Genomic DNA, 24,021 nt, shown 5'->3' with positions numbered 1-24,021 from the left:
ACCCGCAGCACCTCACCGCTTCCAGGAGAATCCTATGTCAATGGCCGACCGCGACGGCAAGATCTGGATGGACGGCAAGCTGATCGACTGGCGCGACGCCAAGATCCACGTCCTGACCCATACGCTGCACTACGGCATGGGCGTCTTCGAGGGCGTGCGTGCGTACAAGACGGCCGACGGCAGCACCGCGATCTTCCGTCTGCGCGAGCACACCAAACGTCTGCTGAATTCGGCGAAGATTTTCCAGATGGACGTGCCGTTCGACCGGGAAACGCTCGAAGCCGCGCAGCTCGAAGTCGTGCGCGAGAACAAGCTCGAGTCGTGCTACCTGCGCCCGATCATCTGGGTCGGCTCGGAAAAGCTCGGCGTGTCCGCGAAGGGCAACACGATCCACGTCGCGATCGCCGCATGGCCGTGGGGCGCGTACCTCGGCGAGGAAGGCCTCGCGAAGGGCATCCGCGTGAAGACGTCGTCGTTCACGCGCCACCACGTGAACGTGTCGATGGTGCGCGCGAAGGCGTCGGGCTGGTACGTGAACTCGATCCTCGCGAACCAGGAAGCGACCGCCGACGGCTACGACGAAGCGCTCCTGCTCGACGTCGACGGCTACGTGTCGGAAGGCTCCGGCGAGAACTTCTTCCTGGTGAACAACGGCAAGCTTTACACGCCCGACCTGTCGTCGTGCCTCGACGGCATCACGCGCGACACGGTCATCACGCTCGCGAAGGACGCCGGCATCGAGGTGATCGAGAAGCGCATCACGCGCGACGAGGTCTACACGGCCGACGAGGCGTTCTTCACGGGCACGGCCGCCGAAGTCACGCCGATCCGCGAACTCGACAACCGCACGATCGGCAGCGGCGCGCGCGGCCCGGTCACGGAAAAGCTCCAGTCGGCGTTTTTCGATATCGTGTCGGGCAAGAACGCGAAGTACGCGCACTGGCTGACGAAGGTCTGAGTGCGCTGCGCCACCGACCGCCCCACAAAAGAGTGATAAGAGAAAGTCTCATGAGCGAAATCAAGGAAATGCCGCTGGTCGAGCTGACGGCCAAGGATCTCCCCGCCTACTGCCCGAACCCGGCCATGGCGCGCTGGAGCGCGCACCCGCGCGTGTTCATCGACGTCTCGCACGGCGAGGCGCGCTGCCCGTACTGCGGCACGCGCTACAAGCTGCGCGACGGCGAGGTGGTCAAGGGCCACTGAGCCCCGGCCGGCCGGGCCCGCGGGCCCGCCGCACGCAAGGCGGCGCAGCCGGAATCCCGGCGCGCCGCCCTTTTCCTGTTCTGACAACCCGAACGCGGTGCCTGTGCGCCGTGCTTCATTACGACATCGGAAGTCGACCTGATGCGTCGAGCGCTGGTTATCGCACCGAACTGGATCGGTGACGCATTGATGGCGCAGCCGCTTTTTGCGCTGCTGAAGAAGCTCCATCCCCGCATCGCGATCGATGCCGTCGCGCCCACCTGGGTCGCGCCCGTGCTCGAGCGGATGCCCGAGATCCACGATGTCTACGCGACCGACCTCGCGCACGGCAAGCTGCAGCTGCTGCGCCGCTGGCAGCTCGCGAGCGACCTGCGCGACGTCGGCTACGACGCGGCGTACGTGCTGCCGAATTCGCTGAAGTCCGCGGTGATCCCGTGGCTCGCGAACATCCCGCTGCGGATCGGCTACACGGGCGAGCACCGCTACGGCCTGCTGAACGTGCGGCACGCGAACCCGGACAAGTCGGCCGAGCGAGCGCCGATGACGACCCACTACGCGGCGCTCGCGTATGCACCGGGCGCGAAGCTGCCCGAGTCGATGAAGACGCTGCCCGCGCCGCGCCTCGACGCCGACCTGAACGAGACGGCGCGCGTGTCCGCGCGTTTCAATCTCGATACGCGCAAGCCGCTCGTCGTGTTCTGCCCCGGCGCGGAATACGGCCCGGCCAAGCGCTGGCCGCCCGAGCATTTCGCGACGCTCGCGACGATCGTCCACCAGTCGTTCCCGTACACGCAGATCGTCGCGCTCGGCTCGCAGAAGGATGCCGCCGCCGCGCAGGCGATCGCCGACCACGCGCCGAACGTGCGCAACCTGTGCGGGCAGACGTCGCTGTCCGAGGCATGCGCGCTGATCGCGCGCGCGAACGCGGTCGTGACCAACGATTCGGGGCTGATGCACGTCGCGGCCGCCTTGCGCCGGCCGCTCGTCGCGCTGTACGGATCGACCGATCCGCGCCACACTCCTCCGCTGTCTGACCTGGCGAAGGTACAATGGCTGCATCTCGAATGCAGTCCCTGCTTCGAACGCGAGTGCCCGCTCGGCCATCTGAAGTGCCTGCGCGAACTCGGTCCCGAGCAGGTATTCGGCGATTTGCGCGGCATGCTCGTCGGGCAGCGCTGACCCTGGCCGGCAGCGTCGCACGACGCGCCGGGCAATCCGATTCACCGGTGTACGGCGGCTCCATCCGGGCCGCCGTGCTGAATACGGCGCGCGACGCGCGCGAGAGATAACCCCGATGCCACGTTTTGCCCGCCTTTTCGAAGCCGCTGCCGATACGCTGAACGCCTACTACCAGGCCGTCGCCGATGCCAATCTCGACGCGCTGCTGGGGTTGTGGATCGACGAGGACTTCGCCAGCTGCGTCTGGGCCGACGGCGAGCATCTGCACGGCCTCGACCAGATCCGCAGCGGGCTGGCCAACCGGCTCGCGACGCGCCCCGTGACGATCGAACCGCTCGACATCCGCGTATACGACAGCCTCGGCACCGTCGTCTACACGATCGCCGAAGCGCATCAGCAGGCCGACCTGACGGCCGAACCCGACATGGTTTTCGCCACGTACGTGATGATTCACGAACGCGGCGAGTGGCGCATCGCGCATATTCACGCGAGCCCGATTCCCGAACAAGCGGCCGGACAATTCGCCGCGAAGATCCGTCACGGGCAGGGTCCGCTGCACTGACGAAGAACGAAGCAACGCATTAGCGGGGCGATCATGAGTACGGCTTCTCCGCCCACCTCGCCGCTGACCGGGGCCCCGGCCCCCGACGACGATTCACTGCGCTATCGCGCACCGCGCTGGCTGCCGAACAGCCATGCCCAAACCATCGTGCCCGCGCTGTTCGCACGGCGTCCGGCGGTCGCGTACCGACGCGAGCGATGGGAAACCCCCGACCACGACTTCATCGATCTCGACTGGGTCGCGCATCTCGACAGTGCCGCGCCGCCGCCCGACGCGCCGCTGTTCGTGCTGTTCCACGGCCTCGAAGGCAGTTCCGGCTCGCACTACGCGCTGGCAATGATGGCCGCCGCGCGCGCGAAGGGCTGGCACGCGGTCGTCCCGCACTTTCGCAGCTGCAGCGGCGAACTCAACCGGCAGCCGCGCTTCTACCATCTCGCCGACAGCGCCGAGGTCGACTGGATCCTGCGCCGGCTCGCCGCGCGGCATCGCGGGCCGATCGTCGCGGCCGGCGTGTCGCTCGGCGGCAACGTGCTGCTGCGCTGGCTGGGCGAGCACCGCAGCGACACGTCGATCGTGCACGCGGCCGCCGCGATCTCGACGCCGATCGACGTGCACGCGGGCGGCCGCGCGCTGTCGCAGGGCTTCGCGATGGTCTATACGCGCAGCTTCCTGAAGACGCTGAAACGCAAGGCGCTCGCGAAGCTCGACCAGTATCCGGGGCTGTTCGACCGCGACGCGATGCTGCGGGCCGTGACGATGCGCGACTTCGACGAAGTCGTGACCGCACCGCTGCACGGCTTCGCCGACGCCGACGATTACTGGACCCAGGCCACGACGCGCCCGCTGCTGCCCGCGATCGACGTGCCCACCTTGATCCTCAACGCCCGCAACGATCCGTTCCTGCCCGAATCCGCGCTGCCGAGCGCCGCCGACGTGTCGCCGGCCGTCGAGCTCGACCAGCCGGCGGACGGCGGCCATGCGGGATTCATGACCGGGCCGTTCCCCGGCCGCCTCGACTGGCTGTCGGCGCGGGTGTTCGGCTATTGCTCGAAATTCGTCGACCATGGATGACATCGTCAGGCAGGCCCTCGCCAAGTGGCCGAACGTGCCGCACTGCACCGGCTGGCTGCTGCTCGACCGGCGCGGTGAATGGCGGCTGCGCGACGACGCCGCGCAGGCCGCCGGCGAGCTCGGCTCGCCGGTCCGGCATGCGGCGCTGAACGCGTTCATCGGACGCAACTACGAATGCGATGCGCACGGCCAGTGGTTCTTCCAGAACGGGCCGCAACGCGTGTACGTCGAGCTCGCCTATACGCCGTGGGTCGTGCGCCTGGCCGAGCGCGACGGGCAGCTCACGCTGGCCGACCAGACCGGCGCGCCGTTCGAGCCGGACGCCGTATGGCTCGACGATGCGGGCGGCGTGCTGTTGCGCGCGCCCGGCACGCCACCGCGCATCGCGGCGTTGCACGACCACGACCTCGGCCTGTTCGCCGATCACGCGGACTTCGACGCGACGCCGCCCGTGCTGCGCTGGCGCGACGGGCGCACGCTGCCGCTCGGCAGTCTCGCCCGCGCCGACGTGCCGGCGACGTTCGGCTTCGTCGCGAGTCCCGCGCAGCGGGCGCACAGTCCATCGGACGCGTCGGACGATAGTGCCGGCAGCGCCGCAGGCTGACGCGCGCCCACGGCCCTGCCCGCCTGACGGCCGTCATCCGCGGCCGTTCTTCTCGTCCTCGCGCTCTTCCTTGTAGCGCGCCTCGAATTCCAGCAGCCGCGCGCCGATGATCGACTGGTCGTAGAACGACACGTCCTTCGCGTCGCGCGCCTCCTTCAGCTGGCGAATCGCCGACGGCCACGCGCCGTCGAGCGCCAGCTTCTCCGCGAGCGCGCGGCGCCGCGCGAGCACGTCGCCACGGCCGTCGCTCGCCTTCGCGAGGTAATCCCACCAGTCCGGCTGCTCGGGGTCCGCCCGCGTCTGGGTGCGCGCGAGCGCCTGCGCGTCGGCGAAGCGGCGCGCGGCGATCAGCGCCTGCAGGTGCGCGACGATCGCCGCATGCGACGCCGGCCAGCGCCGCTGCGCGAGCGCCGCGAGCCGCACCGCGTCGTCGGTCCGTCCCGCGCGGCGGGCGATGTCGGCCGCAAGCACGTCGAGGCTCGGCGAACTCGTCGCCGGATCGTCCGCGCGCCGCTCGCGCGCGTCGAACGCGGCGCGCGCCGACGCGAGCGCCTTGTCGGCCGCATCGTACTGGCCGAGCAGCGTGTTCGCGAGCGCGATCCCGTACGCGTTCGCCGCTACGTTCGGTGCCGTCCGATCGTCGAGCTCGAGCTGCATCCGGCGCGCCTCGGCCGCGATGTCGTTCGGCGCGCGGTTCTGCAGAATGCGCAAGCGCGCGCGCACGAAGCCATATTCGGCCGACTGGTGCGGCTGCCGATACGGCGCGCGGCGTGCGCGATCCTCCATGTCGGCGATCCGCTCGCCCGTCAGCGGGTGCGTGCGCGCATAGGCCGGCACGCCCGCGTCGCCCATCGACGTGCGCTCGAGCCGTTCGAAGAAGCCCGGCATCCCGTACGGGTCGTAGCCGGCACCGGCGAGCAGCTGGAACCCGACGCGGTCGGCTTCGCGCTCGGCCGACCGCGAGAAGCGCAGCTGGTTGTCGACCGCATAGGCCTGCCCGCCCATCGCGATCGCGCTGCCGAGATCGCCGCTGCGCGCGAGCACGCCTGCCAGCACGCCGAGCAGCATCGTCGCGAGCGCGGTGTAGCCGGTCTTCTCGTTCGCGCCGATCATCCGCGCGATGTGCCGCTGCAGCACGTGGCCCATCTCGTGGCCGACCACCGATGCGAGTTCGGATTCCGTCTGCGTCGTGACGACCAGCCCGCTGTTGATGCCGATGAAGCCGCCCGGCATCGAGAACGCATTGATCTGCGGATCGCGCACCGGGAACAGTTCGAAGTCCGGCATGTAGCCGCCGATGTAGCGCGCCGCCGCAGCCGCCGCGAGCCGCTTCGCGATCGCGTTCAGGTAATCGCGTGCGAGCCAGTCGTCGAGATAGTCCGGATCGCGCCGCACCTCGCGCATCACGCGCTCGCCGAGACGGCGTTCGGCCTGCGGCGTGAGCGAACCGCCGGAGCCGTCGCCGAGGTCGGGCAGCTCCAGCGTGCGCAACGGTGCGCGCAGGCTCGCGCCGGGCGCGGACGCGCCGTCGGTGCCGGCAAACCGGCTTTCCGCGCCGCCGTAGGTGCCGAACACGCCGGTCGCGACGCCCGACGGCACCGTGGAGATCGACGGCGAAGCGCCCGTCGCCGGCTCGAGCGGCAGCGCGGAGGTGCGCTGTGCATGGCCGCTCGGCGGCAGCACGAGCGCCGCCGACAGCAGCACGGCAAGCAACTGTTTGACACGCATGGCAGGATGAAAGCGACGCCGCACCGCGCGCCGGGCGCGCATTGCGGCGTGTGGTCTGAATATTCGGGTCATTGTACCGGCGACATCGCAACTGTCCCGTGCGGCAAGTGCGCCATCTGCGCGCCCGGTGCCGCGAAGGCCACTGCTATGATAGGCGCCCGTTGAAACGTTGGATCGGATCGGGGTGCGGATACGGGATTCGGCACCCCGGCCGGTCACGAAGCAGGATCGGGTGACGTGCTCGCGCACGCACGCCGTTCCAATGGAGCAAGACATGTCAGGACTGACCCATTTCGACGCTGCCGGCCACGCACACATGGTCGACGTCGGCGGCAAGCAGGAAACGCAACGCATCGCGATCGCGCGCGGCACGATCCGGATGCTGCCGGCGACCTTCGCGCTGATCCGCGACGGCAAGGCGAAGAAAGGCGACGTGCTCGGCGTTGCGCGGATCGCCGCGATCCAGGGCGCGAAGCGCACCGCCGACCTCATTCCGCTGTGTCACCCGCTCGCGCTGACGCGCGTGGCCGTCGACTTCGAACTCGACGATGCGCTGCCGGGCGTGCACTGCGTCGCGCAGGTCGAGACGTTCGGGCGGACCGGCGTCGAGATGGAAGCGCTGACGGCCGTGCAGGTCGGGTTGCTCACCGTGTACGACATGTGCAAGGCGGTGGATCGCGGGATGGTGATCACCGAGGTGAGCGTGCGCGAGAAGCGCGGCGGGAAGTCGGGGGACTGGAAGGCGGAGGATGTCGCGGGCTGAGCGGCCCGGGCCTGGTCGATCCGGCCTGAACCACCCACGCCCGACCATTGCCCGACCGGATGGCGTGCACGCCCTGCCCCGTGAGGCCGACGCGCCGACCGCATTTGAAATGTCGTTGAAAGGCAAATTCGAGATAGCTGGCGTTTATCTCATACAATTGGCGGATTCCGCACGGGAGAGCGTGCGACCCAGCACAAAAAAAGCGAGCACGGGTGATGAATTCGCAAGCATTGAGAAACTCACGGCTGGCCGGGCCGATCCAGGACGAACGACTCGTCCAGCTAGAGACGCCGCTCGGCCCTGACGTCCTGCTGCCCCATCGCGTCAAGGGACGCTCCCGGCTCGGGCGTCATTTCGAGTTCACCGTCGACGCCGTGTCGGTGTCCGACGACATCGAGCTCAAGAAGCTGATCGCGCAGCCCGTCACGCTGCGAATCCAGCAGCCCGACAAGTCGTACGCGCCACACCACGGATACGTGCACGCTGCCCGCCGGCTCGGGTCGGACAGCGGCCTCACGCACTACCAGATCGTCTTCGCGTCATTCCTGCACTTCCTGAAGTTCCGCCGCGACCAGCGCATCTGGCAGGACAAACCCGCCGACGAGATCATCGCCGACGTCCTGAACCAGCACCCGCAAGCCAGGGGCTGCTTCGACTTCAGGCTCTACCAGCCGCTGCCGTCCCGCTCGTTCTGCATGCAATACGAGGACGACTGGAACTTCGTGCACCGCCTGCTGGAATCGGAAGGCCTGTACGGTTTCTGGGAGCAGGCGCAAGACGGCAAGTCGCACACGCTCGTCGTCGTCGACCGGATCGACGCGCTGCCCGCGCTGTCGCCGCCGACCGTGCGCTTTCATCACGCCGGCGCACGCGACGAGGCCGACACGCTCGTCCAGTTCTCCGGCACGTGCACGCTGCGCAGCGTCGAGCGTACGACGCGCACGTTCGACTACAAGCAGCCGCCCACCGCGTCGAATCCGAAGGCGACTCATCTGCCGACGATCGCGAACCAGGGCGACCTGCCGCAGCAGCTCGAAGTCTACGAATACACCGGCGCCTACACGTACCCCGAACAGTCTCGCGGCGACCATCTGTCGAAGCTCTGGATGGAACAGCAGGAGTCGCTTGCGAAGCGTTTTCACGGCATCGGCGGCGTCCGGCGCATGGATGCGGGACGCACGTTCGAGCTCGCCGATCACCCCGAACACGACAAGGACGACGCGGGCCAGCGCCGCTTCGCGGTGATCGAGACGGCCTGGCTGATCGCCAACAACCTGCCCGTCGCCGACCGACAGACCGGGTTCCCGCACAGCCTGCAGGCCGACATCGGCGCGCTCGTGCGGGCCGACGTCGCGGACCTGTCGTACGTCCGGCATCCGGACGGCAGCGAGGGCATTTTCCAGGTCAGCATCGAAGCGCAGCGCACGACGGTGCCGTTCCGCAGCCCGTTCGAGCACGCGAAACCGCCGATGCACCTGCAATCCGCGATCGTCGTCGCACCGCAGGGCGAAGAAGTCCACACCGACGCGCTCAACCGGGTCAAGGTTCGATTCCATTGGGACCGCCTGAACGACGGCGACGAGAAGGCGTCGTGCTGGCTGCGTGCCACGGCATCGGATTCCGGAAACGGCTATGGCGCCGTTCATCCGCATCGCAGCGGCGAGGAAGTGCTGGTCGACTTCCTCGGCGGCGACTGCGATCGTCCGATCATCGTCGGCAAGGTCTACAACGGTGCGACGAGCCCGCAATGGCACAGCAACGGCATCCTGTCCGGTTACCGGTCGAAGGAATATGCGGGTGCCGGCTACAACCAGCTGGTGCTCGACGACGCGACGTCGCAGAACCGCGTACACCTGTACAGCAGCCAGGCCAACACGCACCTGCACCTGGGCTACCTGATCGACCACACGGGCAACGATCGCGGCGGCTATCTCGGCAGCGGCTTCGACCTGCGCTCGGATGCATACGGCGCGGTGCGCGCGAGCCGCGGGCTGTACGTCACGACGCACCCGAAGCAGCCGGCAAGCCAGCCGCTCGACGTGAAGGAAACGCAACAGCAGCTCGTCCGCGCGGAAGGCCTGATGGAAACGATGTCGGAGGTCAGCGCGCAGCATCAGGGGGAGTCGCTCGACCCCGGCCACACGGCGCTGAAGCAGTTCAGCGATGCGACGCAGAACAGCGTGAGCGGCAGCACCGCGGGCGGCAGGACCGCCGGCGGCGGCACCGGCACGGCCAACGCGTTCAAGGAGCCCGTGATGCTGTTCGGCAGCCCGGCCGGCATCGCGCTGTCGACGCAGCAGTCCGTGCAGTTCGCCGCGGACCGGCACGTCAACCTCATCAGCGGACAAAGCATGCACGTCGCGGCCGGCAAGTCGCTGATCGCGAGCGTCCTCGACCGGATCAGCCTGTTCGCGCAGAACGCAGGCATGAAGCTGTTCGCCGGCAAGGGCAAGGTGGAAATCCAGGCGCAGGCGGACAACATCGAACTGACCGCGCAGAAGGCGCTGAAACTGGTGGCGGCCACGCAGTCGATCGAAGGCGCGGCAGCGAAAGAAATCCTGCTGACTTCCGGCGGCGCCTACATCCGCATCGCGGACGGCAACATCGAGGTGCACGCGCCCGGCAAGATCGACATCAAGGGTGCGCAGCACCTGTTCAACGGCCCCACGCACCTGTCGCAAACCATGCCGACGCTGCCGAACTCGAGCGGCAACTACGACCAGGCGTTCATCGCGCACTGGGCCGGCACCGACATTCCGGTCGCGAATACGCGATACCAGATGTTCTCGAACGGCACGCTGATCTCGGAAGGCGTCACCAACGCGGCAGGCGAGACCGGGCTCACGCAGAGCCACGTGCCGCACGACGTCGTCGTCAAGTTCTTGGGGAAATCGAATGGCTGACGTGCAACAGAAGGACAACGTGCTGGGTACCGGCGCGGGGATGCTGACGCCGACGGGGTACAAGGATCGGCCGAAGGTGGCGATCAATATCTGCGACAAGCATGTGACGCCGGCACCGAAATGGATCGTCGGCACATGTCCGTTCTACTATCGGCCACTTCACGGGGCCTATATGGAGACGGTCGAGAAGGTCAGCATGTCGAGCATCTGGTCGACCATCAAGGGTTTCGCGCTGTCGTGGGATCCGTGGACCGACTCGAACGTGGCGCACCGACTCCTGCACCGGCGCGAGGAACTGATCAAGATAGACAGCACGAATTCCGACTGGTCTCGTCACGGCAACTTCATGATGCGTCACGTCGGATGCGGACATAAGCCGCCGGATTACTACATCAGCTACGGCTACTACTATTGCTCCGACTATGGCAAGAATCTTTACCCTCGACTCAGCCCCCAGGGAAAAGCGTGGTTGAACAAAGCGCGAAAACTGCTTCAGGTCAACATGGAAGACGGCCTGAATCAAAACATGGTGGGCAACACGATCCAGATGGCCAGCCCGACGCCAGGAAACGGTAGCGTCGATATGACGTGGCCACAGTTCGAGTTGGAAATGGACACCGAAAAGTTCAAGGAATTCGCATTCAAGACGCACCCGATGGCCTACCTCGACGGCGGCTTGGCGGATCTGCCGATCATGGATCTCGTCAGGATCGGAATGCGCCCGAACATTCAGGAATGGGGCGACGGAAGAACGTGGGGACAGGCGCGCGACTCGGCCATCCCCGTTCTGAGGAACAAGGCCGAGGAATGGGACGTCGATGATCCGGTCGGCAAGGCACTCGGAAGACTGCTGGTGAAGTGACATGCGAAAAAGCAAACGATGGCTTTTGATCGCGGGATGCGTTCTTGTTCTGCCGATCGCTATTTACGGATATACGGAAATGACTTCAGGGTGGGAAACGGTATCGACCGAATTCATGCGCAACGACAAGCCGTACGGCGCAGGCGCATTTCGCGTACAGCGCAACGACTTCATGTCGTTGAAGGTTGCAAGACCGGAACTCACGTTCAAGCCGGAAAGCGAGCAGAAGAACCCGGACGTCGCGGAGTTCGCCGAACCGTGGATGGACGATTCAAACGAGCGGCTGAACCGGTCCACCGTCAGTTTCCTGCGCGGCACGCTGGGCGGCAGCGTCGTGCGCCACTTCCAGCAACCGGGCCAGACCGCGTCATGGTGGTACTCGCCCGACTGGCGGGTCCTGTACGTCAGTACCGGCTGGATGGACTACAAGGCACCTCGCCCCGACGACGGCGCGGTCCTTCAGACTACGAGGCTTTGGAAATCGAGCGACGGCGGCCAGCACTGGTCCCAACTCCAATGGCCTGCGGATCACAACATCGGCCGATTGCTGTTCATCGATGCCCAGCGTGGTTACGCGATCGGCTGGGGACCGCGCGTCTGGCGAACGACAGACGGCGGCCAATCGTGGCAGGAAATCAAGGCGCCTCCGGGCGCAATCATCCCAGGCAAGCCGCGCAGATCATTCGATGGAGTCGCCCTCGGCCCGGGCGGTACATTGCGCGTCGCCTATCTGGCCAACGAGCCCGGTTATCCGCAACCGACCAGCATCGTCAGCAGGCTCGACTGGGATCAGCCGGACTTCGCCCATGAAGCCGAGCTACCGGGCCACGTCGTCGGCCTCGAAGCACCGCCGGCACCGTATCGAGACTACCCGCTGTATGTGCTGTCACGCGCGGCCAATGCATCCGGCGAGAACCGCGGCACAGGAGTCATTTCGACCTGGACCAGCGAGCACCCTGATCGCATCCGGCAGTTGCACACGTTCGAGGACCGCTTGACGCTCAACGGGCTGAGTGTCGGGCGCAACGGCGTTCTGCTTGTTCACGCAACCGATCCAAACACCGCAAACGGCGGCGGCTCGCCCATCGACCTGACCATCAGCAGCACCGATGGCGGCAAGACCTGGCAGCAAACCACCGACAAGGCCTCGCAGGGCGGTTACTTCGACCCGGAAACGAATACGCTCTATTCGGTGTTCGCCTACACGCTGCGGAAACGACAATTCTGATCGCCGCCTGGCACGCGTGCCGCGGGCCGCGTCCGCAGAATCGGACAACGCCCGCGGCACAACCGGCCTCATGCCCTCTCCGTCGACTTCAATGCGCAATCGATCCCGGCTGAAGCGGCTGGCCGCCATCACGATCGGCAGCATCGTACTGATTCTGCTGTACGAAAACACCGGCCCCCGATGGCAAACCGTTTCGTCGCAGATCACATGGCCCGACCCGCCGACAGGCATCGGTGATTTCTACATCACCGGCAACGAAATCATGTCGCTCACGGTCGCCGATCCCGTGGTGGCGCTGAAGCCTGCCGACGAGTGGAAGAATCCGACGGTTGCCGAGCCCACCGAAGCATGGATGAACAACGCGGGAGAAACCCTCAATCGGCGGACCGCGAATTTCTTCCGCGGCACGCTCGATCGCGGACTGCAGCGCAGCTTGCAAGCGCCCGGCCAACACATCGCGTGGTGGCATTCGCGAGACGGTCATGTCCACTTGATCAGTGCCGGCTGGATGAGCTACACATCGCCGCGTCGCGCGGACGACCTCAACCCGCAGCAAACCCGTGTCTGGAAATCGCTCGATGGCGGCCGCCGCTGGTCGCAGCTCGAATGGCCCGAGCACGAAGATATCGATCAGCTCCTCTTCATCGACGCGCAGCGCGGCTACGCGATCGGCCGGGGCCCGGCCGTCCGGCGAACATCCGACGGCGGCGACTCCTGGCAGCGGATTGCACTACCGCCGAATGCAGTCGTCCCCGGTCTGCCCCCGCGCAACTTCGAAGCGGTGAACCTCGGCCCCGACGGCACCCTGCGAGTGGCTTACCATGTCGATCGGTCGGCGACGGCCCCCGCTCGCAGCGTCGTATATCGGCTCGCGCCGGATCAGCAGACGTTCGTTCCCGACGCCGTCCTGCCGAACCAGACCGTCACCCGACTCGCGTCAACACCGGCCACGACCGGCGGTTACACGCTTTACGCGCTGTCCCTCCTCGACAACGGGAGCGGTGACGATACCGCGCCGGACGGCGCACACCGGACCGGCGTGCTTTCGACGTGGGCGGCCACGCACCCCGAGCGCGTCCGGCAAGTGACGACGTTTGACAGCAAGCTCATCGTGAGCGACCTCGACGTGGGCCGCGACGGCCTGTTGCTCGTCTATGCGACCGATCCCGGGCAGGCAACCGACGATCCACCGGTCCCCCTGATGGTCAGCAGCATTGACGCAGGCAGGACCTGGAAACAGAAGGTCGACGAGATCGTCCATAACAGCCGGTACTTCGATCAGGATACGAACACGCTCTATTCGCTGCTCGATGAAAGACTGGAGAAGCTGTCGTTCCCTGTCCGAAATGCCACGGCCTCACAGGACTGAATCCCCTCGCTACGCCCGGAGACTCCATTCGATGAACAACTCGATACATCGCGCCGCACTCGCGCTGTGCGTTGTCGTATCGCCCGTCGCCTTCGCCGCCAGCCCCTGCCCCGCCGCCGACACAGCCGCGCGCGCCGCCGTCGACGCGCAACACCGCGTGCAGCAAGTGCGCAATCCGCAAGGCGACGGCGGTGGCACCGTCGACGTGTCGCCGCCCTTGCGCGATGCGCTTCGCGCGTACAAGCAGGCGCTCGTCGGCGCGATCGACGCGCGGCTCGCGTGCAGCGGTGAACTCGTTGAACCGGCGGCGCTGAAACGCGCGCTCGCGGCAACGCTCGGCGTACCCGCCCAACCCGCCCAGCCGAAAACCGGCGAATCGGCGTTCGGCCGCAACGCGGACGTCGACGTCGCGCGCGACGGCACGTCCCGTCCGCTGCTCTTCGTGCGCGCCGGCTTCGACATCGCGTGCGGCGACGATAACCTGCTCACTGCGTACGCGTGGGAAAACGGCGGCTGGCGGCGCGTGCTGCGCTGGCAAGCCGACGACTACAAGGACATCGGCGGCGCCTGCGGCGGCGGTTTCTGGTTCGGTGCGTTGCCCGGCGACCAGGTGGCGATCGTCCATGGCACGCCGTGGTGCTCGTCGCGCTGGAGCCGGTTCGGCGCGGACGTGGTCGCGCCAGCCAACGGCACGGCCGCGCAACGCACGCTGTTCCATACGGATCACGGCTACGTGCTCGACGACGACGCGCTCCGCTTCAAGGTGCGCCCCGACGGCTTCGAAATGCGCACGACGGTCGGCTCGCGCGACAGCGACGTGATGACGCGGCCGGGCATCTTCCGCTACCGCGTCGACGGCGACACCGTGCAGCGCGTGCAGCCCGTCGCGCTCAACGGACGCGATTTCGTCGACGAATGGCTGAACGTGGACGATGCGCTCGCGCGCGAGTGGAGCGAACCGGCGGCCGCTGCGGTGGCGCTGAAGGCCCGGCAAGCGTTCAATGCCGAAAGCAAGGCGCCCGATGTCGGGTTCGCGTACGGTCCGGTACGCGGCTGCTCGGACGGCAAGGATCGCTTCCAGGTCGAACTGGACCTGACCGGCAAGGATGGAAACACGGTGGCGCGGCGCTACGCGCTGATCCGCCAGGAGCGCAACGGGTTCACGATGCTCGGGCTACGCAACGCGGCCGCCCCGGCTTGCCATGGCGTAAACCTGATGCCGCGGCACTGAACCGCAGCGGCATGGCGGCACCGGAGAGGAAACGACGGCACGCGGCTGGCGCGACACGGCATGACCAGCCGCGTCGCCCGCCCATCACTCGCCGCGACGCGGCTCGAACACGAACGGTTGCGTGAGCAGGAACGGATTCGCGGTGGCGCCGGTCTGCGCGCAGCTCGCATGCGTCATCGCGTCGACGGCCGCGCGGTCTGCCGCGGCATTGCGGCTGCTCGTGGTCACGGTGACGTTCTGGGCTTCGCCCGAGGTCGTCATCAGCGCGCGCACGAGCACGGTGACGGGACGCGTGAGCGGCTTCGCGCCATCCGGGTAGACGGCGCGCGGAATGCGGCAGGTCAGCTTGCTTTCCTGCGACGACGACAGCATCGCGCAGCCGGAAAGCAGCACGGCGACGGCAGGCAGGATCAGGATGGTCGAGCGAAGAGCCATGGTCGAATATCGTTCTTGAGTACTGTTGCGGACGAATGCCGCGCCGGCTGACATCGTCCGGCCGCATCGCATGCATCGCCCCGCGCCGCGGCCATCGGACCGGCGCCCCGTTGCGGCCGCACGACCGATGGTTGCCCGGTCGCGATCCTGCTGCGCGGGTTCCCGGAAATCCGGGGGCAGCGTTCGTGCCGGCAGCCCGCTCCGGGCGGCCATGCATGCGAACGCTTTCACGCATTGTGCACGCGCCGCCTCGCGCGTGGCGGCGATTTGACAATGGTTGACGCGAATCGCGCCATATCCGGCGGGCATCCATTCTTCGCGGGAAGCAATCGCCGCACCGTCCCGGGCCGCCATCGCTCCCCTGCTCCACCGCAATCCGACCGACGCCGGGATTCCCCGCCCGGCGCCGCGCGGCGTCACTCCGAATCGTCGTCCGAGTCGTCGTCGTCCGCGTCGGCCGGGACTTCTCCGTACTTCGCGACCACCGCCGCCTTGAACGCCTTCAGCGCCGGCTGCTGGTCGCACAGCTTGTACAGCAACCCAAGCTGCTGCGGCCAATCCTTCAACTCCTTCGCGAACACATGCAGGCGCGCAACCGTATCGAGCGCGTCGGCGTCGCGGCCGGCCAGCGCCTGCAGCGCCGCATAGCGGCGCAGCACCGTCTCGCCGGGCAGCAGCGCGATCGCGCGCTCGTGCGCGACGAGCTTGAGCGGCAGGTTGTCCGGCGAAATCGTCAGCAGCGTGGCCGCGCCGTAATCGCCCCACGCGCCGAACAGCCGCGACGGCGCGTCGCGGTACTGCGCGGCCGGTTCGCTGCCGTAGTACAGCACTTCCGCGCGCTGGTAGTCGCGCAGCACGGGCACTGCCGCCAGCACGCCGCCGACCGACAGCACCGCGAACAGCCCGAACGCCGCGCGGCCCGGCAGGATACGCAGCGGCTTCACGTCGAGCAGGCCGATCACGAACATCGCCGGCAGCAGGAAGAACATGTATTGCTGCGGATATTCGACGAGCGCATGCATCAGCAGGATGCCGATCAGCGCGAGGCCGAACACGCGCGTGCTCGACTGCGGCGCGCGCACCGCGCGCACGAACCATGTGACGAGCGCGACGACGAGCACGCCGAGGCCGACGAGGCCGGACTTCGCGAGCAGGTCGATGAAGATGTCGTGCGAGTTGTTCGCGATCTCGACACCGCCGAGCGTACGCACGAGCGCGAACTGATGCGACGGGAATTCGCCCCAGCCGACGCCGAGCAACGGATGCTCGCGGAACATCGCAAGCCCGTACTTCCACAGCGCGAGGCGCGGCGCGATCTGCCCCGCGTCGCGCATCCGGTCGGCCGCCGACTCGGCGAGCCCCAGGTGGAAGTGCACGTTGGCCCAGCGCACCGCGACGTTCACCGCGACGAAGATCACCGCGAGCGCGACCGGCATCAGCCATGCGCGGCGAATGCCCGGCGCGCGGCGCGACTCGAGCCATGCCATCCAGAAACCCGCGACGACCAGCACCGCGACCTGCAGCCACGGGCCGCGCGACACCGTCAGCGCGAGCCCGACCGACAGCACGACCGACAGCGCGAACCACGCCCACGCCGCGAGCCGGCGCGTCTGCGCCAGATACAGCGCGCCCGCGAGCGCGAACGCGATGTAGGTCGCCAGGTGGTTCGCCTGCGCCATGTTGCCATACGGACGGCGATCGACCGCGATGTTGTACACGACGACGAACGGCGACACCGCGGACTCGAGATGGAACAACTGCACGATCTGGCTCGCGACCGCGAACACCCCGCCGACGAGCAGCGCGCCGGCCATCATTCGCGCGACGGCTTCGGCGAGCCCCTCGCGCGCGAGCGTGTAGCCGGCCTGCATCGCGACCAGCGCGGCGGCCAGATAGCCGACCGCCAGCCAGTTCATCGACGGCACCTTCAGCGGCATCAGCGCGACCTGCGCGATCAGCACCGCCGCGAACCCGAGCGGCGCGACGAACGCGGCCGGCGCGGCGAACGGCTCGGCCGGGCGGCCCGTGCGCGCGAGCAGGACGACGGAGAGCCCCACCAGCAGATACAGCACCAGCGCGGCAAATTCTGAATAGAAGGTTGGAATCGGATACGTGTGATTCGTGATCGAGTACGGCACGATCAGGGCGACAGCCAGCGCAACGAGCGGCAACGAGCGGGAAAAAGTAGAAGGCATGAGCGAACCGGATGTCAGCAACCGGCGCACTATACAAAACTTTCCCCGCTCTGTGCGGGCCCGTCGCACCGTCACCCGACGCGGCGCGACCGCTGCGACCGGCGCAACCCGCCGGCACGGCGGGCGCCGTGCCGTGCGCGCGGCCCGGCACGCGCCGGCATGCCCCCGCCCCTACGCGCGGCATTCCGCCGGCGCATATTTCGCGGGCAACGTCGCGGCCTCCGCCGGTAGCGGGCCCGCGCCCGGCGCGGGGAGCGACGACGCAGCCTTGCCGGCGGCAAAGCACTCCCATGCGATCGCGCCGGCCTGCATCGAGCCCTTTTTCAGCGGTACGCGCGCGGTCGGCGTATCGGCCTTGTCCGGCGCGGACGGCACGAGGACGAGCGTATTCGCGCCGGCCGCGGCGACGCGGGCGGTAAACGCCACCGTGATCTGGCCCGTGTCGCCGTCGATGACGACGGATTCGACGTTGCGGGTGGCGGCCGGCGGGCTGTAGCCGCCGTCGAGGCCCGCGCCGCTCGCGGCATTGTCGGCGACCGCGAGCCGCGCGGACGACGCGAGCGCGAGCCCCTCGCCGACGCGCGACCGCGCGAGGTAATCCTGGTACGCGGGAATCGCATAGGCCGCGATCACGCCAACGATCGCGAGCACGATCATCAGTTCGATCAGCGTGAAGCCGGCCGGCCGCCAGCGCGGCGCCGGCCGGCGCGCGCGCCGCAGATCGGCGGCGATGCGACGGAACAGGGAAACGGAAAAGGCTTCGAACATGACTGGCTCCGGAAACGAAAAACGCCTGCCGGATCAGGCAGGCGTTTCGATCGTAGCCAGCGGGCCGCGGCCCCGGCAGTCGGCCGGACGGCCAACGTCAATGCGCGCGCGGCACGCCGCGGCGGCGCCGGAGCGCGTAACCCGCGGTGACGACGAACAGCGCGCCGGCGATGCTCGCGCCGTAGATCGCGGCCTGCGTATCGAGTACCGGCCAGCGGTCGCCGACCGGGTCGTGCACCATCAGCCCGCCGGCGATCCAGCCCAGCAGCCCGGCGCCCAGCGCGACGACGACCGGAAAGCGGTCGAGCAGCTTCAGCACGAGCGTGCTGCCCCACACGATGATCGGCACGCTGACGACGAGCCCGAAGATCACCAGCGCCAGCCGGTGCGACGGATCGGCCTGCTCGGCCGCGCCGGCGATCGCGATCACGTTGTCGAGGCTCATCACTGCGTCGGCGATCACGATCGTCTTCACCGCGTCCCACAGCCGGTCGGCCGGCTTCACGTTGTCGTGCGCATCGGCGTCCGGCACCATCAGCTTGACGCCGATCCACAGCAGCAGCAGGCCGCCGCCGAACTTCAGGAACGGCACGTCGAGCAGCACGACCGCGAATGCGATCAGCGCGACCCGCAGCAGGATCGCGCCGGCCGTGCCCCACACGACGCCGCGCAGCCGCTGGTTGGCGGGCAGGTTGCGGCATGCGAGCGCGATCACGACCGCGTTGTCGCCGCCGAGGAGAATGTCGATGATGACGATCTGAAACACCGCGCCCCAGTGGAGCGACGTCAGGAATTCAAGCATGAGCAGTATCGGGTGATCGGGTGCGGGGCAACGGCTGTCGAACAGGCGGCCCGGGTCAATGCCGGGACATGCATCGCGCAGCCCCGGGGCTTACAAATTCATTGCGCGAGCATAACAAAAAACGCCGGCGAAGCCGGCGTTTTTTGCAGGACGAACCACGCGGAAATTACAGCGCCTTCTTCAGCAGGCGGCCCATTTCCGACGGGTTGCGCGTGACGGTGATGCCGCACGCTTCCATGATTTCCAGCTTCGCTTCGGCCGTATCCGCACCGCCCGAGATCAGCGCGCCGGCGTGGCCCATGCGCTTGCCCGGAGGCGCCGTGACGCCAGCGATGAAGCCGACGACCGGCTTCTTCATGTTGTCCTTGATCCACTCGGCGGCGTTGGCTTCGTCCGGACCGCCGATTTCGCCGATCATCACGACCGCATCCGTATCCGGATCGTCGTTGAACATCTTCATCACGTCGATGTGCTTCAGACCGTTGATCGGGTCGCCGCCGATACCGACTGCCGACGACTGGCCGAGGCCCAGTGCCGTCAGCTGCGCAACGGCTTCATACGTCAGCGTGCCCGAACGCGACACGACGCCGATACGGCCCTTGCGGTGGATATGACCCGGCATGATGCCGATCTTCAGCTCGTCCGGCGTGATCGTGCCCGGGCAGTTCGGCCCGAGCAGCAGCGTCTTGCGGCCTTCGCGACGCATGCGGTCCTTCACTTCGATCATGTCGCGCACGGGGATGCCTTCCGTGATGCAGATCGCGAGATCGAGGTCGGCTTCGACCGCTTCCCAGATCGCAGCAGCAGCACCTGCCGGCGGAACGTAGATGACCGACACGGTCGCGCCGGTTTCGGCCTTCGCTTCCTTGACGCTCGCGTAGATCGGAATGCCTTCGAAGTCTTCGCCGGCCTTCTTCGGGTTCACGCCCGCGACGAATGCTTCGCGGCCGTTTGCGTATTCACGGCAGGCGCGCGTGTGGAATTGACCGGTCTTGCCGGTAATGCCCTGCGTGATGACCTTCGTGTCCTTGTTGATCAGAATCGACATGTATTTTGACCTCTGTTCGATTGGCGTCGCGTGCAAACCGCGCCGCCATACCTATTCATTGAGCGCGCTTACTTGCCTGCGGCAGCCGCGACAACCTTCTGCGCAGCCTCTTCCATGCTGTCAGCCGAGATGATCGGCAGGCCCGAATCGGCCAGCATCTTCTTGCCGAGGTCTTCGTTCGTGCCCTTCATGCGCACGACGAGCGGCACGTTCAGGTTCACGGCCTTCGAACCGGCGATCACGCCTTCCGCGATCACGTCGCAGCGCATGATGCCGCCGAAGATGTTCACGAGGATCGCCTTCAGGTCCGGGTTCTTCAGCATCAGCTTGAACGCTTCCGTGACCTTCTCGGTCGTCGCGCCACCGCCGACGTCCAGGAAGTTCGCCGGTTCGCCGCCGAACAGCTTGATCGTGTCCATCGTCGCCATCGCGAGGCCTGCGCCGTTCACGAGACAGCCGATGTTGCCGTCGAGCGAGATGTACGCGAGGTCGAACTTCGACGCTTCGATTTCAGCCGGATCTTCTTCGTCCAGGTCGCGGTACGCGACGATTTCCGGGTGACGGAACAGCGCGTTCGAGTCGAAGTTGAACTTCGCGTCGAGTGCGATGACCTTGCCGTCGCCGGAGACGTTCAGCGGGTTGATTTCAGCCAGCGATGCGTCGGTTTCCCAGAATGCCTTGTACAGGCCTTGCAGGATCGCGCGTGCTTGCGGAATCGAAGCGGCCGGCACGCCGATCTTCGCGGCGAGGTCGTCGGCTTGCGCGTCGAGCAGGCCCGTCGACGGCTCGACGATGACCTTGTGGATCAGTTCCGGGTGCTTTTCGGCAACTTCCTCGATGTCCATGCCGCCTTCGCTCGAACCCATCAGCACGATCTTCTGCGAGATGCGGTCGACGACGAGGCTGACATACAGTTCCTGCTTGATGTCCGCGCCTTCTTCGATCATCAGGCGGTTGACCTTCTGGCCTTCCGGACCGGTCTGGTGCGTGACGAGCTGCATGCCGAGGATCTGGTTCGCGTATTCGCGGACCTGCTCGATCGACTTCGCCACCTTCACGCCGCCGCCCTTGCCACGGCCACCCGCGTGAATCTGAGCCTTCACGACCCAAACCGGGCCACCGAGCTCTTCTGCCACCTTGACGGCCTCGTCAACCGAGAACGCCGGCTTGCCGCGCGGTACCGCGACTCCGAATTTCCGCAGGATTTCCTTACCCTGGTACTCGTGAATCTTCATGCGTGATTCCCTTCAGTCTGAGAGTTGGATGAAATGTCGCTTAAGACGCTTCTTCGAATGATTTCCGTTCATTCCTTCGTGCTGCCCTCACCGGGCAGATCCGGCCGAAGCGGGCCGTACCACCGCGGGTAGTACTGCCGCACGACCTCGCCGTCGAACCGCAATGCCCGGCAGCGGCCGAGCTGGAAAGGCGGCTCGACGTGCTCGCCGTCATGGTCCGGCCCTTCGCCGCCCTCTTCGCGCACGTTCCACACGTCACCGGCGAACGCCTGGATCGCTGCCGTCGGCAGCACGGCGCACAGTTCGGTCAGATGGGAACAGCCCGCGACGCCGGCGAGCAGCCGGTTCGCGTTGCGGCGGAAATTGCGGAAGAGGTTGAGCCCGATGAGGGCTCGATAGGCGGGAGGGGCGGATTGACAGTGACCGGGATAGGGAACCCACTCCGAAGACGCTTCGGCGTCGACGACATTGAGGTCACGATCGATGGTCACGCGCAGCCAGAGTTCGTGGATCGGCAGGCCCTGGGGCCGGATGCCCGACGCAAGCGCGACATCGCGCGGCTTGTGGTCGGTCAGGCAGGCTTCGATGTCCCACAAGCCGTCGTCGCGCTCGTAGGCTTCCGCTCGGATTGCGCGTCGATGTCGCAACTGACGGGGCACGGGCTCGGATAGCGGCATGCTGGAGGTTGAGGCCGAAGAGGAAAACCCGTGGATTTTAGCATATTGGGTATTTGAGGCATCCGGCCGCGACGGCGGGTATTCCCGCCTGTCCGGAAACGGTTGCGTTGCAGCAAAATCGCGCGCAGCGCGCGCGACCGAAGCGGTCAGTCGTCGATCGGGAAATCGTCGCCAACCTTCAGCAACTTCACGATGGTCGCGCTCGAAAAGCCGCGCGCGGCAAGGAAGCGCGCCTGCTTCGCGCGCTCGGCGGGCGTTTGCGGCAGTGCACCGAATTTCTTGCGCCAGACGGCCTGCGCGCGCGTCCACTCGGTCTCGCGCAACTGCGCATTCACTTCCTCGACGAGGTTGTCGCCGACCGCATGGCGCTTCAGTTCGCTGACGATGCGTGCGACGCCGACGCGCGATGCGCGGCGATGCACGAGGCTCTCGGCAAAGCGTGCATCGGACAGCCAGCCTTCCTGTTCCAGCGCATCGAGCACCGGCTCGACCGATTCGTCCTCGCCGACGTACGGCGCGAGCTTGCGCGCGAGTTCGGCGCGGCTGTATTCGCGCCGTGACAGATAGCCGAGTGCGCGGCCCTTCAGCGAACGCGGCGGTTTCGACGACTTGCGCCCGGTGGCGCCGGACTCGTCGCCGGAAGCAGCGCTGCCTGAACCGCCGGCCGCACGGCGTGTGCGACGCGGATGCTGGCTGCTGCGCGTATACACATCTTCCTTGACCGACGCCGCCGCATCGGCTGCGCGCTCGCCCGGGAAGCCGACACCGGACACGCGACGGCGCGACCGGTCGTGCGCGTCGAACGATTCGTCGTCGTCGAACGGATCGACCGGTGCGGTGATCTCAAACGAAACGAGGGCATCGTCGGATGCCCTCGTCGCGGTGCGGTGCACGGACTGACTGCCCGCGCCCCGCCGGTCGGCACCCGAGGATGCGGCTCGCCGGCCGGAGCGGCCCGCCGTGTCGGGCGCGTCGCTCGGGTCCGGTTCGCCAGCGTGACCTCGGCGCCCGACCATCACTCTTCTTCGTCCATCGCCTCGGCTTCGTCGACTACGCCATCGGGCATCGCGGCAACGCCGAGCGACTCGCGAATGCGGTTTTCGATCTCGCGGGCGATTTCCGGGTTCTCGCGCAGGAATTCACGCGCGTTGTCCTTGCCCTGGCCGATCTTCTCGCCGTTGTAGCTGTACCAGGCGCCGGCCTTGTCGACGATCTTCGCCTGCACGCCGAGATCGATGATCTCGCCCTGGCGCGAAATGCCTTCGCCGTACAGGATGTCGAAGATCGCTTCGCGGAACGGCGGCGACACCTTGTTCTTGACGACCTTCACGCGGGTTTCGTTGCCGATCACCTCGTCGTTCTTCTTGATCGAGCCGATCCGGCGGATATCCAGACGCACCGACGAGTAGAACTTCAGCGCGTTGCCGCCCGTCGTGGTTTCCGGGTTGCCGAACATCACGCCGATCTTCATCCGGATCTGGTTGATGAAGATCACGAGGCAGTTCGTGCGCTTGATCGTGCCGGTCAGCTTGCGCAGCGCCTGCGACATCAGACGAGCCTGCAGGCCCGGCAGCGAATCGCCCATCTCGCCTTCGATTTCGGCCTTCGGCACGAGCGCCGCGACCGAGTCGATGACGATCATGTCGATCGAGCCCGAGCGCACCAGCGCGTCGGTGATTTCGAGCGCCTGCTCGCCGGTGTCCGGCTGCGAGATCAGCAGCTCCGGCACGTTCACGCCGAGCTTCGCTGCATATTGGACGTCGAGCGCGTGCTCGGCGTCGATGAACGCTGCGGTGCCGCCCAGCTTCTGCAGCTCGGCGATGACCTGCAGCGTGAGCGTGGTTTTACCCGACGATTCCGGACCGTAGATCTCGACCACCCGGCCGCGCGGCAGACCGCCGACGCCGAGCGCGATATCGAGACCCAGCGAGCCCGTGGAGACGACCTGGATGTCTTCGGCCGCTTCGCCGTCGCCCATCCGCATGATCGACCCTTTGCCGAACTGCTTCTCGATCTGCGCGAGTGCGGCCGCCAGCGCCTTGCTCTTCTCGGCGGTCATCCCGGAGCCCTTCTTGCTATCTTCCATGAATCGTCCTTTGCTATGATGAGCAGCGTCTGTCAGAGGCGCGCCCGCTTTCAAGCGCTGCCCACGAATGCA

Annotated in this window: 22 protein-coding genes; 12 read left to right on the top strand and 10 right to left on the bottom strand. The window is 67.0% G+C overall.

Annotated features, from left to right (window positions below; genetic code table 11):
* Positions 1 to 34 precede the first annotated feature (34 nt).
* The 6 genes from U4Z31_RS02745 to U4Z31_RS02720 all read left to right on the top strand — a co-directional run bounded on the left by U4Z31_RS02745 (position 35) and on the right by U4Z31_RS02720 (position 4,619).
* A complete protein-coding gene (locus U4Z31_RS02745) occupies positions 35 to 958 on the top strand; it encodes a branched-chain amino acid transaminase (RefSeq protein WP_047898927.1) in 924 nt (307 codons plus the stop codon).
* A gap of 50 nt (positions 959 to 1,008) precedes the next feature.
* On the top strand, positions 1,009 to 1,203 hold the full coding sequence (locus U4Z31_RS02740) for a zinc-finger domain-containing protein (protein ID WP_006749970.1): 195 nt from the start codon (positions 1,009 to 1,011) through the stop codon (positions 1,201 to 1,203).
* 141 nt (positions 1,204 to 1,344) lie between these two features.
* A complete protein-coding gene (gene waaF / locus U4Z31_RS02735; protein ID WP_044844509.1) occupies positions 1,345 to 2,382 on the top strand; it encodes a lipopolysaccharide heptosyltransferase II in 1,038 nt (345 codons plus the stop codon).
* 115 nt (positions 2,383 to 2,497) lie between these two features.
* Entirely contained in the window at positions 2,498 to 2,944 is a 447-nt protein-coding gene (locus U4Z31_RS02730; RefSeq protein ID WP_006749968.1) for a nuclear transport factor 2 family protein, read from the top strand.
* 33 nt (positions 2,945 to 2,977) lie between these two features.
* Complete coding sequence (locus U4Z31_RS02725; RefSeq protein ID WP_044844510.1) at positions 2,978 to 4,015, top strand: hydrolase; 1,038 nt, start codon at positions 2,978 to 2,980, stop codon at positions 4,013 to 4,015.
* Positions 4,008 to 4,619 carry a DUF2946 family protein gene (locus U4Z31_RS02720; RefSeq protein ID WP_321809367.1) on the top strand — a complete coding sequence of 204 codons (612 nt, stop codon included), beginning with the start codon at positions 4,008 to 4,010 and terminating at the stop codon, positions 4,617 to 4,619. The genes U4Z31_RS02725 and U4Z31_RS02720 overlap by 8 nt, the downstream gene beginning before the upstream one ends.
* Positions 4,620 to 4,652: 33 nt before the next feature.
* Here U4Z31_RS02720 and U4Z31_RS02715 read toward each other — a convergent pair whose 3' ends face one another.
* Positions 4,653 to 6,347, bottom strand: coding sequence for a M48 family metalloprotease (locus tag U4Z31_RS02715; protein WP_321809366.1), 1,695 nt, complete (start codon positions 6,345 to 6,347; stop codon positions 4,653 to 4,655).
* Positions 6,348 to 6,621: 274 nt separating this feature from the next.
* Between U4Z31_RS02715 and moaC the strand changes: the two genes are divergently transcribed.
* The 6 genes from moaC to U4Z31_RS02685 all read left to right on the top strand — a co-directional run bounded on the left by moaC (position 6,622) and on the right by U4Z31_RS02685 (position 14,703).
* On the top strand, positions 6,622 to 7,110 hold the full coding sequence (moaC, locus tag U4Z31_RS02710; protein ID WP_044844513.1) for a cyclic pyranopterin monophosphate synthase MoaC: 489 nt from the start codon (positions 6,622 to 6,624) through the stop codon (positions 7,108 to 7,110).
* 215 nt (positions 7,111 to 7,325) lie between these two features.
* Positions 7,326 to 10,013: a type VI secretion system Vgr family protein gene (locus U4Z31_RS02705; protein WP_321809365.1), complete on the top strand. Its 2,688-nt coding sequence runs from the start codon at positions 7,326 to 7,328 to the stop codon at positions 10,011 to 10,013.
* Positions 10,006 to 10,875: a hypothetical protein gene (locus U4Z31_RS02700; protein WP_124521085.1), complete on the top strand. Its 870-nt coding sequence runs from the start codon at positions 10,006 to 10,008 to the stop codon at positions 10,873 to 10,875. The genes U4Z31_RS02705 and U4Z31_RS02700 overlap by 8 nt, the downstream gene beginning before the upstream one ends.
* Before the next feature lie 79 nt (positions 10,876 to 10,954).
* Positions 10,955 to 12,103 (top strand): glycosyl hydrolase, encoded by a 1,149-nt coding sequence (locus U4Z31_RS02695; protein ID WP_321809416.1) that lies wholly within the window; start codon positions 10,955 to 10,957, stop codon positions 12,101 to 12,103.
* 70 nt (positions 12,104 to 12,173) lie between these two features.
* Positions 12,174 to 13,472 (top strand): glycosyl hydrolase, encoded by a 1,299-nt coding sequence (locus tag U4Z31_RS02690; protein WP_321809364.1) that lies wholly within the window; start codon positions 12,174 to 12,176, stop codon positions 13,470 to 13,472.
* Between the two features lie 31 nt (positions 13,473 to 13,503).
* Positions 13,504 to 14,703, top strand: coding sequence for a hypothetical protein (locus U4Z31_RS02685; RefSeq protein WP_321809363.1), 1,200 nt, complete (start codon positions 13,504 to 13,506; stop codon positions 14,701 to 14,703).
* Positions 14,704 to 14,787: 84 nt separating this feature from the next.
* On the opposite strand, the gene U4Z31_RS02680 is transcribed toward U4Z31_RS02685, so the two are convergent.
* From U4Z31_RS02680 to recA, 9 genes are all read right to left on the bottom strand, one after another.
* Complete coding sequence (locus tag U4Z31_RS02680) at positions 14,788 to 15,138, bottom strand: TonB family protein (protein WP_321809362.1); 351 nt, start codon at positions 15,136 to 15,138, stop codon at positions 14,788 to 14,790.
* A 416-nt stretch (positions 15,139 to 15,554) separates the two neighbouring features.
* Positions 15,555 to 17,333: a Wzy polymerase domain-containing protein gene (locus U4Z31_RS02675; RefSeq protein WP_321809361.1), complete on the bottom strand. Its 1,779-nt coding sequence runs from the start codon at positions 17,331 to 17,333 to the stop codon at positions 15,555 to 15,557.
* Positions 17,334 to 17,504: 171 nt separating this feature from the next.
* Positions 17,505 to 18,101: a pilin gene (locus U4Z31_RS02670; protein ID WP_321809360.1), complete on the bottom strand. Its 597-nt coding sequence runs from the start codon at positions 18,099 to 18,101 to the stop codon at positions 17,505 to 17,507.
* A 97-nt stretch (positions 18,102 to 18,198) separates the two neighbouring features.
* Positions 18,199 to 18,903, bottom strand: a complete 705-nt coding sequence (locus U4Z31_RS02665) for a TerC family protein (protein ID WP_321809359.1) — start codon at positions 18,901 to 18,903, stop codon at positions 18,199 to 18,201.
* Positions 18,904 to 19,069: 166 nt separating this feature from the next.
* Positions 19,070 to 19,951 carry a succinate--CoA ligase subunit alpha gene (gene sucD, locus U4Z31_RS02660; protein WP_006477916.1) on the bottom strand — a complete coding sequence of 294 codons (882 nt, stop codon included), beginning with the start codon at positions 19,949 to 19,951 and terminating at the stop codon, positions 19,070 to 19,072.
* Between the two features lie 68 nt (positions 19,952 to 20,019).
* Entirely contained in the window at positions 20,020 to 21,186 is a 1,167-nt protein-coding gene (gene sucC, locus U4Z31_RS02655) for an ADP-forming succinate--CoA ligase subunit beta (protein WP_006755512.1), read from the bottom strand.
* A 68-nt stretch (positions 21,187 to 21,254) separates the two neighbouring features.
* The gene (locus tag U4Z31_RS02650) at positions 21,255 to 21,863 is read right to left on the bottom strand and encodes a DUF2889 domain-containing protein (RefSeq protein ID WP_044844521.1); all 609 of its coding nucleotides are present in this window, start codon (positions 21,861 to 21,863) and stop codon (positions 21,255 to 21,257) included.
* A gap of 146 nt (positions 21,864 to 22,009) precedes the next feature.
* Positions 22,010 to 22,879 carry a recombination regulator RecX gene (gene recX / locus U4Z31_RS02645; RefSeq protein WP_321809358.1) on the bottom strand — a complete coding sequence of 290 codons (870 nt, stop codon included), beginning with the start codon at positions 22,877 to 22,879 and terminating at the stop codon, positions 22,010 to 22,012.
* Positions 22,879 to 23,949 carry a recombinase RecA gene (recA, locus tag U4Z31_RS02640; RefSeq protein ID WP_044844523.1) on the bottom strand — a complete coding sequence of 357 codons (1,071 nt, stop codon included), beginning with the start codon at positions 23,947 to 23,949 and terminating at the stop codon, positions 22,879 to 22,881. Before recA ends, recX begins: the two co-directional genes overlap by 1 nt.
* Positions 23,950 to 24,021 lie beyond the last annotated feature (72 nt).

Origin of the sequence: Burkholderia sp. BCC1985, assembly GCF_905339915.1 — a bacterium.
Taxonomy (GTDB): Bacteria; Pseudomonadota; Gammaproteobacteria; order Burkholderiales; family Burkholderiaceae; genus Burkholderia.
Note: the sequence above shows the minus strand (reverse complement) of the source record. Positions and strands in the feature narration are given on the sequence as shown.

Bases quoted from the DNA above. Each gene is read 5' to 3' on its own strand.
- U4Z31_RS02650 (WP_044844521.1), bottom strand. From the start codon at position 21,863: ATGCCGCTATCCGAGCCCGTGCCCCGTCAGTTGCGACATCGACGCGCA.
- moaC (WP_044844513.1), top strand. From the start codon at position 6,622: ATGTCAGGACTGACCCATTTCGACGCTGCCGGCCACGCACACATGGTC.
- U4Z31_RS02705 (WP_321809365.1), top strand. From the start codon at position 7,326: ATGAATTCGCAAGCATTGAGAAACTCACGGCTGGCCGGGCCGATCCAG.
- U4Z31_RS02715 (WP_321809366.1), bottom strand. From the start codon at position 6,347: ATGCGTGTCAAACAGTTGCTTGCCGTGCTGCTGTCGGCGGCGCTCGTG.
- U4Z31_RS02700 (WP_124521085.1), top strand. From the start codon at position 10,006: ATGGCTGACGTGCAACAGAAGGACAACGTGCTGGGTACCGGCGCGGGG.
- sucC (WP_006755512.1), bottom strand. From the start codon at position 21,186: ATGAAGATTCACGAGTACCAGGGTAAGGAAATCCTGCGGAAATTCGGA.
- U4Z31_RS02690 (WP_321809364.1), top strand. From the start codon at position 12,174: ATGCCCTCTCCGTCGACTTCAATGCGCAATCGATCCCGGCTGAAGCGG.
- U4Z31_RS02685 (WP_321809363.1), top strand. From the start codon at position 13,504: ATGAACAACTCGATACATCGCGCCGCACTCGCGCTGTGCGTTGTCGTA.
- U4Z31_RS02665 (WP_321809359.1), bottom strand. From the start codon at position 18,903: ATGCTTGAATTCCTGACGTCGCTCCACTGGGGCGCGGTGTTTCAGATC.
- U4Z31_RS02730 (WP_006749968.1), top strand. From the start codon at position 2,498: ATGCCACGTTTTGCCCGCCTTTTCGAAGCCGCTGCCGATACGCTGAAC.
- recA (WP_044844523.1), bottom strand. From the start codon at position 23,949: ATGGAAGATAGCAAGAAGGGCTCCGGGATGACCGCCGAGAAGAGCAAG.
- U4Z31_RS02740 (WP_006749970.1), top strand. From the start codon at position 1,009: ATGAGCGAAATCAAGGAAATGCCGCTGGTCGAGCTGACGGCCAAGGAT.
- U4Z31_RS02695 (WP_321809416.1), top strand. From the start codon at position 10,955: ATGACTTCAGGGTGGGAAACGGTATCGACCGAATTCATGCGCAACGAC.
- recX (WP_321809358.1), bottom strand. From the start codon at position 22,879: ATGGTCGGGCGCCGAGGTCACGCTGGCGAACCGGACCCGAGCGACGCG.
- U4Z31_RS02680 (WP_321809362.1), bottom strand. From the start codon at position 15,138: ATGGCTCTTCGCTCGACCATCCTGATCCTGCCTGCCGTCGCCGTGCTG.
- U4Z31_RS02675 (WP_321809361.1), bottom strand. From the start codon at position 17,333: ATGCCTTCTACTTTTTCCCGCTCGTTGCCGCTCGTTGCGCTGGCTGTC.
- U4Z31_RS02670 (WP_321809360.1), bottom strand. From the start codon at position 18,101: ATGTTCGAAGCCTTTTCCGTTTCCCTGTTCCGTCGCATCGCCGCCGAT.
- sucD (WP_006477916.1), bottom strand. From the start codon at position 19,951: ATGTCGATTCTGATCAACAAGGACACGAAGGTCATCACGCAGGGCATT.
- U4Z31_RS02725 (WP_044844510.1), top strand. From the start codon at position 2,978: ATGAGTACGGCTTCTCCGCCCACCTCGCCGCTGACCGGGGCCCCGGCC.
- U4Z31_RS02720 (WP_321809367.1), top strand. From the start codon at position 4,008: ATGGATGACATCGTCAGGCAGGCCCTCGCCAAGTGGCCGAACGTGCCG.
- waaF (WP_044844509.1), top strand. From the start codon at position 1,345: ATGCGTCGAGCGCTGGTTATCGCACCGAACTGGATCGGTGACGCATTG.
- U4Z31_RS02745 (WP_047898927.1), top strand. From the start codon at position 35: ATGTCAATGGCCGACCGCGACGGCAAGATCTGGATGGACGGCAAGCTG.